Below are 16,705 nucleotides of genomic sequence, written 5' to 3'. Positions count from 1 at the left end.
ATTACATCTTGCGTGGTGGTTCGTAGCGTGCCTATGAGGAATGGAAACAGCCAGGTTCGTCGGGAGGTGGAAAATCGGCAAAACAAGTTCGTAGCGTGCCTATGAGGAATGGAAACGCTCACTATCGCATGTCGGTACACTCAACTTCCGAGGTTCGTTCGTAGCGTGCCTATGAGGAATGGAAACCACGACGAACGTGCCGAAGATTTGCTCGACGACATGTTCGTAGCGTGCCTATGAGGAATGGAAACAAATGATGAGGTTGTCCCGGTCGTCGTGGATTTTCGTGACGGCCTTTTTCTTCAATTTACGCGGTGATGGATTTGTTTTCCTGCTGTGGTTGCGGATGTACACATTTGTGTAATGCATCAAGAAGCAGAGGGATTTGGCGAAATCCCTTGACGGTCCTGAACTTTTTCTCCGCCTCCAAAAATCCTGCAGCCGCCCAGCGCAGCACCTGTTCCCCATTCTGCCAGCGCTTGACGTTCCGACTCACCATCCGCACCTTCTCATTGGCTGATTCGATCGCATTCGTCGAGCGCAGAGTTCCCCGAAGCAGTTCCGGAACTCCCAGCCGGATCACGGTCACGGTCTCTTCCATCCCCTCGCGCAAACTGGCTGCTGCTCCTGGATGCGACTTCTCAAGTTGTGCCGCCAAGCGCCGCAGGGCCGCCAGTGCCTCTTTTTCGGTTTCCTGGCGCCAGGCCTCCCGCAATTGCCTCTTGACCCAATCTCGCTGTTTCTCCGGCAGATGCTCCAGGACATTGCGCTCCTTGTGCACCTGACACCGCTGAACCAATGCCGTCTCTCCAAACACGTCCCGTACTGCGGCACGCAAAGCCTTACTCCCGTCGATGACGACCAGGATCCCATCATCGGTTTTCAGTCCCCGGTCCACAAGATCGGTCAGCAGTCCTTTACACACTGTCGCATTCTCTGTCGCTCCCTCCCAGATGCCCAGGATCTGCTTCTGTCCCCCTACGTCAATCCCTAATGCCGCCACTACGGTGTGGTCCGCCATGACGATCCCGTCAATAACTAGCGCCACGTACCGGCGGTCGTCCAGGCGCCGCTGCATGAGTTTTTCGAGCAGCTTCTTCGTGGCGGCAATGAAACGCCGGCTAACGGCGCTCTTGCTCGTGCCGGAGGTTTCCACCTCGTTTCCGACCGGCTCAAGACCAAACGCATAGTTTCGGGTCGACAAGCCATGAATCATCCGCTCCAACGCGGCCTGGGTCAGCAGCGTTGGATCCTGAAAAGCCTGGTAGGTCTCCAGCGGGATTTCATGACCGTCGACGCTGCGTACCCGAACTTTTTCCACAGCCACCTTCCGGCCCCCAAGCATCACGGAGCCCTTTTCCTTTCCGTGTCGCACAGCCTTGCGCTTTGGATTGTGTTTCCCTTTGGGGCCCACCAAAGCTTCGACTTCCTCTCGCATCATGAGTTGAATCACTCGAAGCCCGGTTTGAACCGCCAAGGCCATGAGTCCCTCTTTCGCGCTCTCCATCACGTCCAGTAGCGACAGTTGGAGGGTGAACTGCTGAAAAGGATCTAGTGTCGAAAACAGGCTCTGGTCATTTCTCACAATTTGATGTACCCTTGATTTCATAGGTGGCGTTCTCCTTTCTTGTTGTGCCCAATCCCGTTATACCAAACGGGTTCAGGAGACCGCCACCTTCAAATTTCCACGAAACCTGGGACAACGCCCAAATGATGGATGGGCGGGGGTACATGGCCGGACTCAAGTTCGTAGCGTGCCTATGAGGAATGGAAACGTGTGGGCTCGCTCTTCTTTTCCGGCACTCTCTCACTGAGTTCGTAGCGTGCCTATGAGGAATGGAAACTCGGGGAGTGGGTGAGTGGTCATGCCTTGGATTCCGGGTTCGTAGCGTGCCTATGAGGAATGGAAACAGACCGTTTCACCGTCCGCCGCAGATCCCGAGGAATGGTTCGTAGCGTGCCTATGAGGAATGGAAACCCAGGTAAACGGAAAATGGATTGTCGAAGTGTCTGGCGGGTTCGTAGCGTGCCTATGAGGAATGGAAACCCCGGCTGGCACGAGGGCAATCGAAAACCTATATCACGAAGTTCGTAGCGTGCCTATGAGGAATGGAAACCTTTTTCTCTTCCGACACCCTAGCGACGGTGCCGGATGGTTCGTAGCGTGCCTATGAGGAATGGAAACAATACAATCGCAATCTTCTTCAGCATAAGTGCTGGAGGAGTTCGTAGCGTGCCTATGAGGAATGGAAACCTCGGGATGTCCGCCTCCGCCTCCTCTAGAGTGGTGTAGAGTTCGTAGCGTGCCTATGAGGAATGGAAACACCATCCCCTCACGGCGCAATTGGTTTCCAGCACGAAGTTCGTAGCGTGCCTATGAGGAATGGAAACAGTACCTTCAGGTAGGTATTTCCAGTATTCACAAACCCGGTTCGTAGCGTGCCTATGAGGAATGGAAACAGATCAGCAATACCAGAATGATGATAGTAGTCGCGTGTTCGTAGCGTGCCTATGAGGAATGGAAACCGGCCCCGAAAAAGAGCAGGAAAATGATGAACCATTGTTCGTAGCGTGCCTATGAGGAATGGAAACACAGACATCCATTTGGCATTGAGTACAAAGAAAATGGGTTCGTAGCGTGCCTATGAGGAATGGAAACCCTTCCGATAGTCCTCCTTTCAAACGAGATTTTATTATCCGTTCGTAGCGTGCCTATGAGGAATGGAAACACGGTATGAACGTTTTGCTAACGAAACTGGCCAGCATGGTTCGTAGCGTGCCTATGAGGAATGGAAACCTCCCATCCTTCTTTCACCCAGAGCAGATCAATTCCGAGTTCGTAGCGTGCCTATGAGGAATGGAAACCGACATCCCACTTACAAGGCGAAGACTCTCCGTGAGCTAGTTCGTAGCGTGCCTATGAGGAATGGAAACTTTGGCGACAGCGGAACTCCTGGGCTCTGTGTCGAAAACGTTCGTAGCGTGCCTATGAGGAATGGAAACATGAATGCACTTTACGGGAAACTGATCGAAATCCGAATGTTCGTAGCGTGCCTATGAGGAATGGAAACTCCGCCCACCACGCACGGCAATAAAGAGCATCCGAAGTTCGTAGCGTGCCTATGAGGAATGGAAACTTCACCCGAATGCAACCCGTAGTAGCACGGCCCGTAGTTCGTAGCGTGCCTATGAGGAATGGAAACTCCGAATACTACGGGAAGTCGGCGGACGGAAGCCCGCCGTTCGTAGCGTGCCTATGAGGAATGGAAACTTCATACCGTTGCCGGGACCCCGAAAAGGCACGGCGGGTTCGTAGCGTGCCTATGAGGAATGGAAACTTCTGATCGATCCACTGTATCCCGCATGGAACTATGAGTTCGTAGCGTGCCTATGAGGAATGGAAACCGATAGGATCCGATATGTGCCAAAAGAGGAATTTTGTTCGTAGCGTGCCTATGAGGAATGGAAACTAAGTCGGTTGAGCCTGCACCTGGGTCTGTGTCGTGTCCACCGGTTCGTAGCGTGCCTATGAGGAATGGAAACCCGACCGCACCCGCCGCGATGCTCTCTCCGGCCGTTGTGGGTTCGTAGCGTGCCTATGAGGAATGGAAACACTCTCGGCGGCTCGGCCAACGTGCACATGTTGTCCTGTTCGTAGCGTGCCTATGAGGAATGGAAACCTTGCATCATATTGTTAAAATACTTTATTAATTTGTGTTGTTCGTAGCGTGCCTATGAGGAATGGAAACATGGGAGAACCGGAAACCGGAAACGATCAGACAGTTCTACGTCGTTCGTAGCGTGCCTATGAGGAATGGAAACGCAACATCTGACGAAAACAGAACGATTGCTTATGTTGTATGTTCGTAGCGTGCCTATGAGGAATGGAAACCCGAGTACCTTTTCGAGTTGGGCTACGGATAGCGGTTTGCGCGTTCGTAGCGTGCCTATGAGGAATGGAAACTAACATGAGTGAGAAATACAACGGCTGGAACAGCTACGGTTCGTAGCGTGCCTATGAGGAATGGAAACCGGAGCCGCACTCACCGCCGCCGGAGCCGGTTCGCTTTGGGTTCGTAGCGTGCCTATGAGGAATGGAAACTCTGGTGACCCGTGGACGCGCCACAAACGCGGCCCGGTTCGTAGCGTGCCTATGAGGAATGGAAACAACGCGCAACATCGAGGTATGGATACTTCCGCCTCATGCGTTCGTAGCGTGCCTATGAGGAATGGAAACCCCGGCCACACTTTCCACCATCGCCCGCAGTCCCCCGTGTTCGTAGCGTGCCTATGAGGAATGGAAACGTATAGCTTTGATCCGAAGAGAGGGAAAAAATTCTCCGTTCGTAGCGTGCCTATGAGGAATGGAAACCTCCTCCTCGTTTTCGGCCTGCCTCATCAGCGCCGGGTTCGTAGCGTGCCTATGAGGAATGGAAACCTGTCATGAGCTTAAAAAACAACATAAAAGTGTATATGTTCGTAGCGTGCCTATGAGGAATGGAAACCGTGGTACGAATATCGTGTCCTGCGAGAGGATGTTGATGGTTCGTAGCGTGCCTATGAGGAATGGATATAATGGACCCAAGAAACTGGACAACAAGAAGGGAGATTTTAAAGTAGGCCCATGCCGAGAAAAAAGTATGATACTGACTTCAAAACCAAAGTTGTCCTGGAAATTCTCAAAGAGGAAAAGACGTTATCTCAGTTGGCATCCGAGTACGGTGTTCACGTCAATCAACTCCGCCAGTGGCGGGATCTCGCCTTGGAAAACTGGCCACGAGCGTTTGAACCTGAGAATAAACAGCTGGCCAAAATTCGTTCAGAATATGAAGACAAGATCCAAGAATTGTATGCGGAGGTCGGTCGCCTGAGCACACAATTGTCTTGGTTGGAAAAAAAATCTCGCCTCGCTCAGTCGAGAGGACAGGCTGGCTCTCATCGACTTCCAAGAACGTGAACTCCCGCTCTCCGTTCAGGCCAAGCTTCTGGGCTTGAACCGTTCCAGCCTGTACTACAAGCCGGTCGGACCATCCGAGGAGGAGGTGAGGCTCAAACACCGGATTGACCAAATCTACACGGAGCATCCGTTCTACGGTTCCCGACGCATCACAGCCATTTTACGCAGCGAACATTGGACCGTCAATCGAAAGGCCGTCCAGCGTCATATGCGGGAGATGGGGATTGCCGGCATCACTCCGGGTCCCAATTTGAGCCGGCGCGCCCAGGCACACCGGGTGTATCCCTACCTGTTGCGCGGCCTGAAGATCGAGCGTCCGAATCAGGTCTGGGGCATCGACATCACGTATATCCGCATGGCGCATGGCTGGATGTATCTGGTGGCGATCCTGGACTGGTACTCCCGTTATGTGGTCAGCTATGAGCTGGATCAAACCTTGCACATGGACTTCGTTCTGAAGGCCTTGGATCAGGCCCTTGAGCAGTGGACGCCAGAGATCATGAATAGCGACCAGGGAAGTCACTTTACCAGCCCGAAGTACACGGACGTGCTGCTAAATCATGGGATTCAGATCAGCATGGACGGTCGGGGTCGAGCCCTCGACAATATCTTCACCGAGCGCCTGTGGCGGAGTCTCAAGCAGGAAGAGGTGTATCTTCACGACTACCAAACGCCGAAACAGGCTCGGGAAGGGATCGCCAGATACCTGGAGTTCTACAACCACAGGCGTCCGCACCAGTCCCTGGGATACGTGACGCCGGCCTCTGTGCACGGGCTCTAGAGGGGGCCCCTCCACCGAGGGGGGCCTCCTGCAGGAGTGGGCACGAAAGACTAGGGGGTGCCCCTCCACCAGAATGATCGAGGGATGATCCAGAAATGGAAAACAGGCCCGGCGTCCATATCCAAATTCAGGAATCCCGACACACTTTAAAAAGGGCCAAAAAAATGTCTTGATAATGGGGTCCACCTCAGGAAACCAGGAGTGCCTCCCTCGTAAAGCGCATTATCCCCGCGTTCGTAGCGTGCCTATGAGGAATGGAAACACCCGAAGGTAGGGCCCGGAAAGATGACGGACGATTGACAGTTCGTAGCGTGCCTATGAGGAATGGAAACCTCGATCCGATCGTTGCGAGCTAATAGGGAGGGATGAGGGTTCGTAGCGTGCCTATGAGGAATGGAAACTCGGGCGAAATGTCGCCGATGCCGTGGATCCGCCCAGGCCGTTCGTAGCGTGCCTATGAGGAATGGAAACCCGCACCATGACGTACCGGCAGATCGGCGCATCCATCGGGTTCGTAGCGTGCCTATGAGGAATGGAAACTCATCGCCCTCTCCCAGATCGTCAGGGGCGTGGAAGGGTTCGTAGCGTGCCTATGAGGAATGGAAACCTATTGTCCACTACGCTTCATATCGTAGTGGACAATATGGTTCGTAGCGTGCCTATGAGGAATGGAAACGCGGTAATTGATCACGGCGTCGACAATGAAAAGGGCGGTTCGTAGCGTGCCTATGAGGAATGGAAACAAACATTTGCGACAGCCCCTGCATCATCGTTTGGGTCTGGTTCGTAGCGTGCCTATGAGGAATGGAAACAACGAGATCGGCTGGCCTCCCGTTGGCAAGATTGCGTCGCGTTCGTAGCGTGCCTATGAGGAATGGAAACCCACGGTATGACACGCGGACAAATCGCGAAACGCCTCGGGTTCGTAGCGTGCCTATGAGGAATGGAAACCAGTGGGTTGTCGAGGCGATGAAAGAGGCCGTCAGGCGTTCGTAGCGTGCCTATGAGGAATGGAAACCCCGCCACCCGCCGTCCGGAAATCCCCGAAACCGAGTCGCGTTCGTAGCGTGCCTATGAGGAATGGAAACCGACATCCCACTTACAAGGCGAAGACTCTCCGTGAGCTAGTTCGTAGCGTGCCTATGAGGAATGGAAACGGAGTTTCTCATCAGGCGGAACAGTCTTCCTATTGGTCAGTTCGTAGCGTGCCTATGAGGAATGGAAACGGTTCCCACCCGGTATCCGCGAATATCGCCAACTCCGGGTTCGTAGCGTGCCTATGAGGAATGGAAACTCCCTTCTGCGGACATGTGGACATCAGCCGAAACTGGAAGTTCGTAGCGTTCCTATGAGGAATGGAAACATAGCCGGGAAAGCCAACGTCGAAAACGCAAGCCCCCGGTTCGTAGCGTGCCTATGAGGAATGGAAACAGGCTGTTCGGGATCATCCCGGCCTGGAGTACGACCGGGTTCGTAGCGTGCCTATGAGGAATGGAAACTCGATTAGCCCGGTCGCCGTTGAGAGCTCGGCCTTTGCCGTTCGTAGCGTGCCTATGAGGAATGGAAACAATCTCCGTCTTGCGCGAAATCTAACGCCCACCACCACAGTTCGTAGCGTGCCTATGAGGAATGGAAACTTCAATTTTTGAATCTTTTTCGCCAACCGATAGACCGTTCGTAGCGTGCCTATGAGGAATGGAAACCCATTTCATGTCATCCACCTACCTTTTTCCATTTTTCGGTTCGTAGCGTGCCTATGAGGAATGGAAACTCTGAACTTGCATGGGCCATGAATCACTGCTCGGAACGAGTTCGTAGCGTGCCTATGAGGAATGGAAACACGAAGCCTCTCTGGCGACGTCACACAATCGCACCAATAGTTCGTAGCGTGCCTATGAGGAATGGAAACGACATGCTCATGAAACGGTTTGGCGAGAAAATTCAGGACGTTCGTAGCGTGCCTATGAGGAATGGAAACCATCGAGGGACCGGCGAGATGATGTACCCGTCCACGGTTCGTAGCGTGCCTATGAGGAATGGAAACTTTCCGGATGGATCTATGCCTATGTGCGCTGAGTGTTGATATACACTGAAAATGGACCCCAGATCGTCAGTGAAAATTGACCCCCACCAGATAGACTGGTACGCTCCTACTAATCTGTGTGGGAGCGGAGGAAAAAGGATCTCGTTCGCCGCATCCGTTAACGACTCGTGCCTATCTCCGCGATTGCCTGGTGTTCCAAAATCGCAACAAATGCTCCTTGACGACCGGCATGTGCTCCCGGAGCCACGTCTCAAAATACGCCGGAGAATGGGTATCGCCGCAGTGGCTGAGGTCGTTGCGCAATTTGCGCACTTCATCGAAATCATTGAGGAGACCCGTGTGGCGTGACAACGTAAATACCAAATCCCGGTCTCGGGGATACGTCATGTTCTCCAGCGGTTTTCGATTGCGGGGGTTCGCTGCGAACTTTTGCGCGACGGTGACCAATTCTTCGATGCGATCCCGTTCTTCTTTACCCTGCACCGGCAAGCCAAATGCCAGTCCAACGGCGGTGATGATCAGTTCCCGGGTTTGGGTATAGGCCTGCTGGATCAATCCATGGTCTATACACCAAAGAATCGCCGCCAATCCCGATTCCACCGGATCTTGGCTGCCCAAGGGAGCGATGCTTCGATTCGCGTGCTCGAACAAGGCCCGCAGCGGACCCATGGCGGGCGGCATTTCTTTGGGGGCTTCAGCCAAGTGTTTTGCTGCTCGCCTGGCCGTGTCGGGAATGGTAAGTGCCCGGTTCGTGTACAACGCCGCGGTTACGGAGCTCCAGGAGTCGGTGAGTTCTTCGGCCCATTGCCAAGAGGAAGGAGCCCGGGTCCGGGCCTCTTTGACCCATTGCCGCAGGGGCTCGGCCCGCCCGGCGGCTACAAAAGCGTAGGTCCGGGTGATCCATTCTTGAAGATCGGCCAGTGCCGTCACATCGACCACCGGAGCAATGCGCTTTTCCACGGGTATATCATCAATTTGTTTCGAAGGCCCCAATTTTTCGATATAACCGTAATAGACGCCTCCCAATTGCACCTCTCGCAGTACCCGGGCAAAGTGAAGAACAAGCAGGGCGAGCATCGGCTGATAACGCATCGAATGAGTGATGTCGAAGACGACTCGGTCACCAGGTTGTAAGACGGAGAGCACAGCGTGAAACGACGTCCAAATGGCATCATCGTCCTGTTGGGACGGGATGGGAACCGTGTGAATTTCCAGGGGCTTTGTGCGTCGAAGATCAGAGAGTGCGAAGGAAAGACCTGGATAGCCACGCTTTGGAGTCGCGATCCAGTTGAACTCTTCAGCTTCCGGAGTCAAGAAGATGTACGCTTCGGTTGGCCGGGTTTCCTCCAACAGTTCGAGGATGGCGTGTTGGACAAACCGTGTCAGGGAAGAGCGGCGGGTACCCAGTTCGTAGCGACACTCTTTATAGTCACCCGTTCCAAGAAACGATAGGAATTTGACGGCCATCGTCGGTCCCCTTTCTCCTTGGTCTACATCCCAGCCCATTTTAAAATTTCGACGGCGTAGTGTCTAAGTCCTTCTTCAAGACCATTCAGGTCAAACAAGCGATGTTGATCTAGGATTGGTTGTGGTGAGCGGCGAATCTGTCTTTTTTCTTTTTTGGAATCGAACGGAGATTTGCTGACAGATATATGTCAGCGGTTGTTTGGTATAAAAGATTCAGATTCTGGATATAACGCATGGGGGACTGCTGTCGTTGTTGCAGTTTGCGAAGGGGGGAGGGCCCATCATGCACGTCATTGTTGAGGATTTTGGGGCGTTCATCGGAAAGACCAGTGAGCGATTGGTGATCCGCAGTGGCAAAGCGTCGACCCGGGAAATCCCTCTATTCGACGTAGAGGCAGTGTTGGTCGTGGGGCAAGGGGTGACCTTGTCTGCCGATGCGATTCGGGCATGTATGGAGCGCGGGGCTCCGATTGATTTTATCGATGGGCGGGGAGTGCCGTACGCTAAAATCATGAGTCCGCAACTGCAGGGTGCGGTCCAAACCCGAAGGGCCCAGTTGGAGGCGTACCGGGACGATCGGGCGGTCAGTCTGAGTCGCGCCTTCGTATATGGGAAATTACGCCAACAAGCGAACTTACTGAAATACTGGGCCAAACACCGGCAACGTGAGCAATCTCTCTATGAAAGACTGCGAGCCCGGGCGGCAGAAGTGGATGACTATGCCGCCCGGGTCGTTGAAGTTCCTGGAGAGAACATTGACGAGGTCCGCAGTGCCATCATGGCCGTGGAAGCGTCCGGGGCCAAAGTGTATTGGGACGGGGTCAAAGAGGTGCTTCCGGAGGATTTGATGTTCCCGGGACGCCGGCACCAAGAAGCAGAAGACCCTCTAAACCGGCTTTTGAACTACGGGTACGGCATTCTGCAATCCCATGCGGCTCGTTGTCTGTTGCTGGCGGGGCTGGATCTTCATGCGGGATATTTGCATGCCGATCGGTCGGGGCGACCGTCATTGGTGCTCGATTTTATGGAAGAATTCCGCGTTCCCGTTGTCGATCGGACGGTATTCAGCATGGTGAATAAAGGTTATCGACCGGATGTGCAGGAGGACGGGACGTTTACGTTGGAGGACCGGCGTCGTTTGGCGGGTGAGATCATGGAAAGATTGGCGAGCAAGGATCGGTATGCGGGCAAGAAATTTTCGCTGGGCACAATTATGCAGGAGCAGGCCCGCCATGTGGCAACCTTCGTCCGAGGGGAACGGCCCTACGAACCGTTTGTCTGGAGCTGGTGATCGGCAGTCGGAGTGAGCCACATCGCAGAGGGGGAAGTGGAATGCATGTGCTGGTGATTTATGATGTGGAGGACGACCGGATCCGTCATCGCATCAGTGAAGTGTGCAAAGATTATGGACTTGTGCGAACCCAGTACAGCGCTTTTCGGGGTGTGCTGTCGTCGACGCGGCGAAGTGAACTGGTCCTGCGCCTGCGTTGGACTCTTGGAGACAAGGACGGCAAAATCGAGGTGTATTCTCTTTGTGATCGGGATGTGCGTCTCGTTCAGGAAATCGTCGTCGGACAGGTGGGCCGACCGGATGTACGCCTCTCCCGGGGATGGGGGTATCGCGATGAGGACATGTGACGCCTGGTTCACCGTTGGTGACATCAAACAGTATGCCTACTGCCCCCGAATTCCGTATTTTCGCCATGTGATGAGGGTGCCGTTCCACCTGTCGTATTCGATGCAGGTCGGCAAGCAACGGCACGTTCAAGAAGAGCTTTTGGAGCGGCGAAGGGGCTTTCGGAAGTTTGGGGGTGGCAACGGTCGGAAACATTTTGAGGTGTATCTTCAGAGCGAACGGCTGAGGCTTACGGGAAAACTGGATTTGTTGATTGAACTTCACCACGGTTCCACCATACCCGGGGAAAATGCGAGCCGGCCGTCGACGGGTGTTAAGGCCGGGCGTGATGTTCGAGAGTGGATTCCCGTGGAGATCAAAGTGTCTGATCGGCAAACGTTTGGTAAGAACGCGGCGTATCAGTTGGTTGCGTACGGGTTATTGGTGGAAGAAAGTTATGGGGCGCCGGTACGTGAAGGCTGGTTATACAATGCGGATACCAAACGGATTCAGGTGGTCACGTTCACCGCAGGGGCGCGACAGTATGTCGGCCGCATCTTGTCGCGTCTGCATCAAATTGTGGCTGCAGAGATGTTCTTGCCGCCATGGAGTCGAAAACGGTGTGTTCATTGCGAATTTCGGGGCTATTGTAACGATCTCTCTTGAGGAGGATGGAAGGCGTGTATTTTCTCACCGAGGATGACCGAAAGAAGTTGCTGTACCATTGGCTTCCAGAATCGAGAGCGGCCGATGTCGTGGAGGATTTGCGTGGGTGGAATTGGTACCGCCCGCCTCTTGAGCCTCCGTTTGAGGGGGCGGACCGGGTGTGGCGACTCCGGATGGGGGAGGCTGCCGGAAAGGGGTGCCCAACCGGGAGGGATGTATATGTTCGCCGCATTCTGCAGGTCGAACCGGAAGTTTCGGAGCAGGCGGTGTTGGCCGGTTTTTATCATGAGGTGGTTCACCAGGTGGTGTATCGCGCGAAACGCGGCGTGTACACGTATGACACCGACTGGGGACGGATCATGGCCGAAATGACGGCCGCCGGCGACGAGTGGGAGTCATGGGTCCGCCGGTTGCCCATCGGCGTGCGGGACAAAGCCGCAACAACCGGTCGACGTCTGTGGGATTTTGAAGCGGAGCGCATATTTGTCCGATTGCCGGAGACGGTTTCTTGCCATCCGCACCTGTCCGCAGATGCCATGGTGGCAAGGGCACTCCCTGTCGTGACCGGGCAGCGGATCGACGGTTCGTACCTCGGGTTGAGTCGACATTTAAGGGTGGATGTGGGTACCTGGGCGGAACCCATGGTGGTGAACGTTAAGTTCGGGGTGCCGCGGCCAGAGGACAAGTTGGCAGGGGCGGGTTATGCACTGGCCATGGAAGCGGCCTTGGAGGTGCCGGTGAATCTGGGATGTGTCGTCTATGTTTCGATGGACGACCAGAGGATTGGGATTGAAAGAGAATTCTATTTGATCGACGATGCTCTGCGGCAGATGTTTGTCGAAGCACGCGATGAGCGGATGTATAACTTGATGTACCGGCGGGATCCTGGACAACCCCAAGAATGTCCGGTTTCGTGCGGATTTATTAACGTCTGTCACGGCGCTGCGACACAGAGCGGCTGTTTGCATCCGCCGGACGCCGCCGTGGTTTCGCAATCCACCGTCAATAAACCAAAAACTGTCGACGAGATAGAGTCTTCCGAAGTCTCAGCTACCGACCTCAGGCGCGAGGGTCGCGACGGGAAAGCGGGAGCGAAGAAAAAGGACAAGGCCCCTTCGTCAGTGGATTCTCCTGCCGAGACGGCCTGAGGTCCAACTCGTTACCAGTTGGTGTTCAGTTGAGGCCGCGCAGGTTCAGGGACTTGATCACTTTCCGGCCGGTTGTTTGCTGCGACCTTTCTGATGACTTTCCGGCGGGGTGGCGAAACATTGAGATGCGGCGACCCGAAAGGACGTTGGCAGGTCCGCAGATCTGTGGTATCCTGACGCCAGAACCTTGACATTCGCGAATCCTGCGGCGTCCACCACCACTCGGTGTCGACCGGTTTCGAGGATCGGCGGGGTTTTTGAGCAGACTGTCGATCCTCGAAAATCCGGCACATCCGCTCGACCCGCAAAGCGTGCAACCACGCCGATTTTTCCGCGCTTTCGACAACGGTTGCATCGACCAAGACCCGTGGTTGGGGATTGAAACACACTTTCCATGGGCCCGGTGTGTGGCTCATGCTCTCGTTGCATCGACCAAGACCCGTGGTTGGGGATTGAAACTCGATGGACTGTCCCTCATGTTTCGGCCCGCCTTTTGTTGCATCGACCAAGACCCGTGGTTGGGGATTGAAACCAGCCGTCCGGCGTTGGCGGCCCAGCGGGTCTCCGTGTTGCATCGACCAAGACCCGTGGTTGGGGATTGAAACGCCGCCTCCAGACTACCGATTGCGCGTCATCCCGATGTTGCATCGACCAAGACCCGTGGTTGGGGATTGAAACGTAATTCGGCCTCTGAAGCAGAGCCGGAGATATTTAGTTGCATCGACCAAGACCCGTGGTTGGGGATTGAAACTTGATAGGCTTGCGATGCCAGGCCGGACAGTGCGCGTTGCATCGACCAAGACCCGTGGTTGGGGATTGAAACTGGCCATCGTACAGCACCGCGGTGTCCCCATTGTTGTTCCGTTGCATCGACCAAGACCCGTGGTTGGGGATTGAAACGTGAGGCGTTTTTGATTCTCTTTAGGGGACAAAGATGTTCCACCAACGAAGACCCGTGGTTGGGGATTGAAACCGATGGGCATCCAACTGCTCCAGCCGCCGTTGTCGTTCCACCAACGAAGACCCGTGGTTGGGGATTGAAACCCCGCGACAGGGCCTGGAGCTGGCTCGCGCACCTCGTTCCACCAACGGAGACCCGTGGTTGGGGATTGAAACATCACCTGCATACTCGCCTTCGCCGCCGGTCCAGGCGTTCCATCGACCAAGACCCGTGGTTGGGGTGGGGACGTAAGACTGCTGATCTGTTGGCCGCTTTTGGGTCGGTTTGACCGTCTCCGGGACCATACACTCTAGAGATAGTCAATGGATGGGGAATTTCCGGATACATTCCCGGCACCCGCGATGGTGGGTCGCGTTTTTTTAAGCACTAACATCTGTTTGCTGTCATGTATGTTGTCAGTATGTTTGTGTTAATCTTCGTGTAGAAGTGAGCGGTTCTATCCGTGATGGATCGCTAACAGGATGCTGGGACGGATCGTCCACACAGGGGTGAAAATAGATGTTGGAAGAGGACCTTCTGCGTGAATGGGTCGGGGAACAGGCGGCGCTGTATCCTTATCAGAAAAAAGTGTGCCAGGTGTTGCGAGCCGGCAAACACGCGGTGGTGCATGCGCCTACCGGGGCGGGGAAGACGTGGGCCGTGTTGTTGCCCTTCGTGGCCGCCCATCGGCAGGGGAAGCGTTTCGCCGACCGTGTGCTCTATGCGCTCCCGATGCGGACGCTGGCCTATCAGTTGTGGAAGTCGACTGCGGAAATGTGTGAGAAAGTGGCTCCGGATCTGCGGGTGACGCTGCAAACAGGGGAGCACCGCGAAGACGTCTATTTTGAAGGAGACATTTGCTTCACCACGATTGACCAACTTCTCTCTTCCTATTTAATGATGCCCGTTTCCCTCTCGCCGGCTTTGGACAACATCAACGCGGGCGTTCTGTTGGGCGCTTTGGTCATTTTCGACGAGGTGCACCTGTTTGACCCCGAGCGAGCCTGGAAAACTGTGATTGAAATGACCGGCCGTCTCAAGAACGTTACCCAGTTTGTGCTGATGACCGCCACGCTGACCAAGGAGAGTTTGGAACGGCTCCACCGACACCTGGGCGGTGAGTGGATTGCGGTGTCACAAGAAGAGTTGGCGATGATGCCGAGTCATCGCGACAAGGAGCGCCGCTGGCGCTGGGTGAGTCGGCCGCTGACGGCGGATGACGTGTTGGCTCGGCACCGAGGCGGTCGGAGCCTGGTCATCTGCAATACTGTCACCCGGGCGCAGGAGCTGTACAAAGAGCTGGACTCCCGATTGAGCGAGGAAAAAGTGGGCAGCGGGGGGTATGGGCGTCCCGAATTGTTTCTGTTGCACAGCCGGTTTCTCCGGGAGGATCGCGCAGCGGTGGAGGCAAAGTTGCGGCCGTATTTCGGGCCCGATGCTGTGCAGAGCAATGCGATTCTAATCAGCACCCAGGTGGTGGAGGCCGGAGTGGATATCAGTGCCGATGTGGAACATACCGAGTTGGCGCCGGCCAACGCCCTGATTCAGCGTGGAGGGCGCAGTGCCCGATACAAGCCCCCGCGCCACCGAGGCGATGTATACGTGTACGAGTTGCCCGTGAATGAGCGGGGAGAATCGAAGGCAGGCCCGTACCGCACGAGAACGGAACTGCAATGGCTGGAGAGGACCCGGGCTTATCTGGAAGCCCGATCGGGAGAGATTTTCTCATTCATAGATGAAAATGCCTGGTTACAAGAGGTGCATCGGGAAGAGACGGAGGTTCTTCAGGCCCAGATCGAGCGGATTCTTGGTCTGACAAAGTCCGTTGGAGAGGTGATGACCGACGGAGAACGCAGTGCTTTGGCAAAACTGGTTCGGAATATTCATCATATTCAGGTGGCTATCACCGATCATCCCGAAGAGATCGACTTTGATCAGAGGCCGGAGTTGTTTTCCATTCCAGTGACGGCCCTGTTTGGATTGTTGGGTGATCGCTTCGGGGAAACGACGGGGACAGATTCAGAGCACTCGTACGTATGGGTTCCGCGGGAGGGGAAGGAAGAGGAATCCGGCATTCGTTTGGATTGGCAAAGGAGGCCGCTGACCAAAGAGGTCATCACACAAGCCTGGCTACTGGCATTGCCGCCTCACATGGCGCGGTACGACCGCCGGGTCGGCCTTGAGATCGGGGTTCAAGGCAATGAGATCCCGATCCACTATTTCGGAAAACGCACGGTGCCTCGGAGCTTGTATAAAGCTGAGACGTTCCGGGACCATGTGGATCGGGTGGTGTCCGAAGTGCGTGCTCACACGGCCCGACATCCTGTGGGGAGCCGAAAGCTCGCCGAGGTCATGGAAGCGGATTTAGGCGCGATGCCGTGGAGTGTGGAAGATCTGTGCGTGTGGGCGGCGGTGTTCCACGACGCGGGAAAATTATCGGCGGAATGGCAATCGGCGATGAGGGGGTGGATGGAGCGATTTTTTCCGGATGATCCGGCCCATAGAACAGGTCTTCCTTTGGCGCACGGTCGAACCGTGGAAGACCCGGCGATCATGGCTGAACAGCGCAACCCCTCGTTCAAACGTCCCCCCCACGCCGTCCAAGGGGCGGTTTGGTTCTTGCGATCGGCCGCGGTGTTGGCGGAGCGAGTGAACGCCGTAAGAATGGATGAGGAAGCCCTGAGGGGATTGTTGTTTGCTCTGGCCTCCGTTGTGGCTCGTCATCACCAGGCCCGGGCGGAAAAATGGTACCCGGTGCGGTGGGACCGGAAGGCGCGGGAAGAAATGGACCAGGTGTTACGTCTTCACGGCGTTCCCTTTCCGGCGGACATTGTCGACTACGCCGCGGATGAGGCGGAATACCTGACCGGTCTGTTCATCCGGCCAGACTCGCCGAATTGTACGCCCGGCATGTTGTTTTTGTATTGGTTTGCGGTGCGGGCATTAAGGTTGGCAGATCAGAAGGCGACCCGGGAGTGGGCGACGGAATGCATATAAAGTAACCATATTTATTTTTTTAATTATTAACTATCTCGTTCGGATGTTGCAAAATGAATGTGTATTTGAACATGAAAGGAGGGAGGCACA

At 55.1% G+C, this 16,705-nt stretch carries 8 protein-coding genes and 3 CRISPR repeat arrays (1 of these 11 only partly in view); of the genes, 6 read left to right on the top strand and 2 right to left on the bottom strand.

The genetic code is table 11. The features are described from left to right. Positions 1-251: a CRISPR direct-repeat array (repeat unit 30 nt; unit sequence GTTCGTAGCGTGCCTATGAGGAATGGAAAC) (it extends 119 nt beyond the left edge of the window). 56 nt (positions 252-307) lie between these two features. Then, positions 308-1,609 carry an IS256 family transposase gene (locus CVV65_RS13540; RefSeq protein ID WP_232796624.1) on the bottom strand — a complete coding sequence of 434 codons (1,302 nt, stop codon included), beginning with the start codon at positions 1,607-1,609 and terminating at the stop codon, positions 308-310. 136 nt (positions 1,610-1,745) lie between these two features. Further along, a CRISPR array of direct repeats spans positions 1,746-4,574; the repeat unit is 30 nt; unit sequence GTTCGTAGCGTGCCTATGAGGAATGGAAAC. 50 nt (positions 4,575-4,624) lie between these two features. Between CVV65_RS13540 and CVV65_RS13535 the strand changes: the two genes are divergently transcribed. Then, positions 4,625-5,738 (top strand): IS3 family transposase gene (locus tag CVV65_RS13535; protein WP_100668580.1). Its coding sequence is split into 2 segments (ribosomal slippage): positions 4,625-4,894 and positions 4,896-5,738, totalling 1,113 coding nucleotides; the frame shifts between segments, so codons are not numbered across the junction. A 231-nt stretch (positions 5,739-5,969) separates the two neighbouring features. After that, positions 5,970-7,782: direct repeats of the CRISPR family, unit length 30 nt; unit sequence GTTCGTAGCGTGCCTATGAGGAATGGAAAC. 171 nt (positions 7,783-7,953) lie between these two features. Here the strand turns inward: CVV65_RS13535 and CVV65_RS13530 are convergent. After that, positions 7,954-9,249, bottom strand: a complete 1,296-nt coding sequence (locus tag CVV65_RS13530; protein WP_157935530.1) for a TM1812 family CRISPR-associated protein — start codon at positions 9,247-9,249, stop codon at positions 7,954-7,956. A 283-nt stretch (positions 9,250-9,532) separates the two neighbouring features. On the opposite strand from CVV65_RS13530, the gene cas1 reads away from it, so the two are divergent. The 5 genes from cas1 to cas3 all read left to right on the top strand — a co-directional run bounded on the left by cas1 (position 9,533) and on the right by cas3 (position 16,615). Then, positions 9,533-10,540, top strand: coding sequence for a CRISPR-associated endonuclease Cas1 (cas1, locus tag CVV65_RS13525; RefSeq protein WP_100668578.1), 1,008 nt, complete (start codon positions 9,533-9,535; stop codon positions 10,538-10,540). 41 nt (positions 10,541-10,581) lie between these two features. Further along, positions 10,582-10,887: a CRISPR-associated endonuclease Cas2 gene (cas2, locus tag CVV65_RS13520; protein ID WP_100668577.1), complete on the top strand. Its 306-nt coding sequence runs from the start codon at positions 10,582-10,584 to the stop codon at positions 10,885-10,887. Next, complete coding sequence (cas4, locus tag CVV65_RS13515; RefSeq protein ID WP_157935529.1) at positions 10,874-11,530, top strand: CRISPR-associated protein Cas4; 657 nt, start codon at positions 10,874-10,876, stop codon at positions 11,528-11,530. Before cas2 ends, cas4 begins: the two co-directional genes overlap by 14 nt. A 5-nt stretch (positions 11,531-11,535) precedes the next feature. Next, positions 11,536-12,678 carry a type I-A CRISPR-associated protein Cas4/Csa1 gene (cas4a, locus tag CVV65_RS13510; protein WP_100668575.1) on the top strand — a complete coding sequence of 381 codons (1,143 nt, stop codon included), beginning with the start codon at positions 11,536-11,538 and terminating at the stop codon, positions 12,676-12,678. Between the two features lie 1,459 nt (positions 12,679-14,137). Next, positions 14,138-16,615, top strand: a complete 2,478-nt coding sequence (gene cas3 / locus CVV65_RS13500) for a CRISPR-associated helicase Cas3' (protein ID WP_100668573.1) — start codon at positions 14,138-14,140, stop codon at positions 16,613-16,615. Positions 16,616-16,705: the final 90 nt, after the last annotated feature.

This window comes from Kyrpidia spormannii (genome assembly GCF_002804065.1).
Classification (GTDB): Bacteria; Bacillota; Bacilli; order Kyrpidiales; family Kyrpidiaceae; genus Kyrpidia; species Kyrpidia spormannii.
Note: the sequence above shows the minus strand (reverse complement) of the source record. Positions and strands in the feature narration are given on the sequence as shown.

Coding starts and splice junctions, on each gene's coding strand:
- CVV65_RS13540 (WP_232796624.1), bottom strand. CDS start 1,609: ATGAAATCAAGGGTACATCAAATTGTGAGAAATGACCAGAGCCTGTTT.
- cas2 (WP_100668577.1), top strand. CDS start 10,582: ATGCATGTGCTGGTGATTTATGATGTGGAGGACGACCGGATCCGTCAT.
- CVV65_RS13530 (WP_157935530.1), bottom strand. CDS start 9,249: ATGGCCGTCAAATTCCTATCGTTTCTTGGAACGGGTGACTATAAAGAG.
- cas4a (WP_100668575.1), top strand. CDS start 11,536: ATGGAAGGCGTGTATTTTCTCACCGAGGATGACCGAAAGAAGTTGCTG.
- cas4 (WP_157935529.1), top strand. CDS start 10,874: ATGAGGACATGTGACGCCTGGTTCACCGTTGGTGACATCAAACAGTAT.
- cas1 (WP_100668578.1), top strand. CDS start 9,533: ATGCACGTCATTGTTGAGGATTTTGGGGCGTTCATCGGAAAGACCAGT.
- cas3 (WP_100668573.1), top strand. CDS start 14,138: ATGTTGGAAGAGGACCTTCTGCGTGAATGGGTCGGGGAACAGGCGGCG.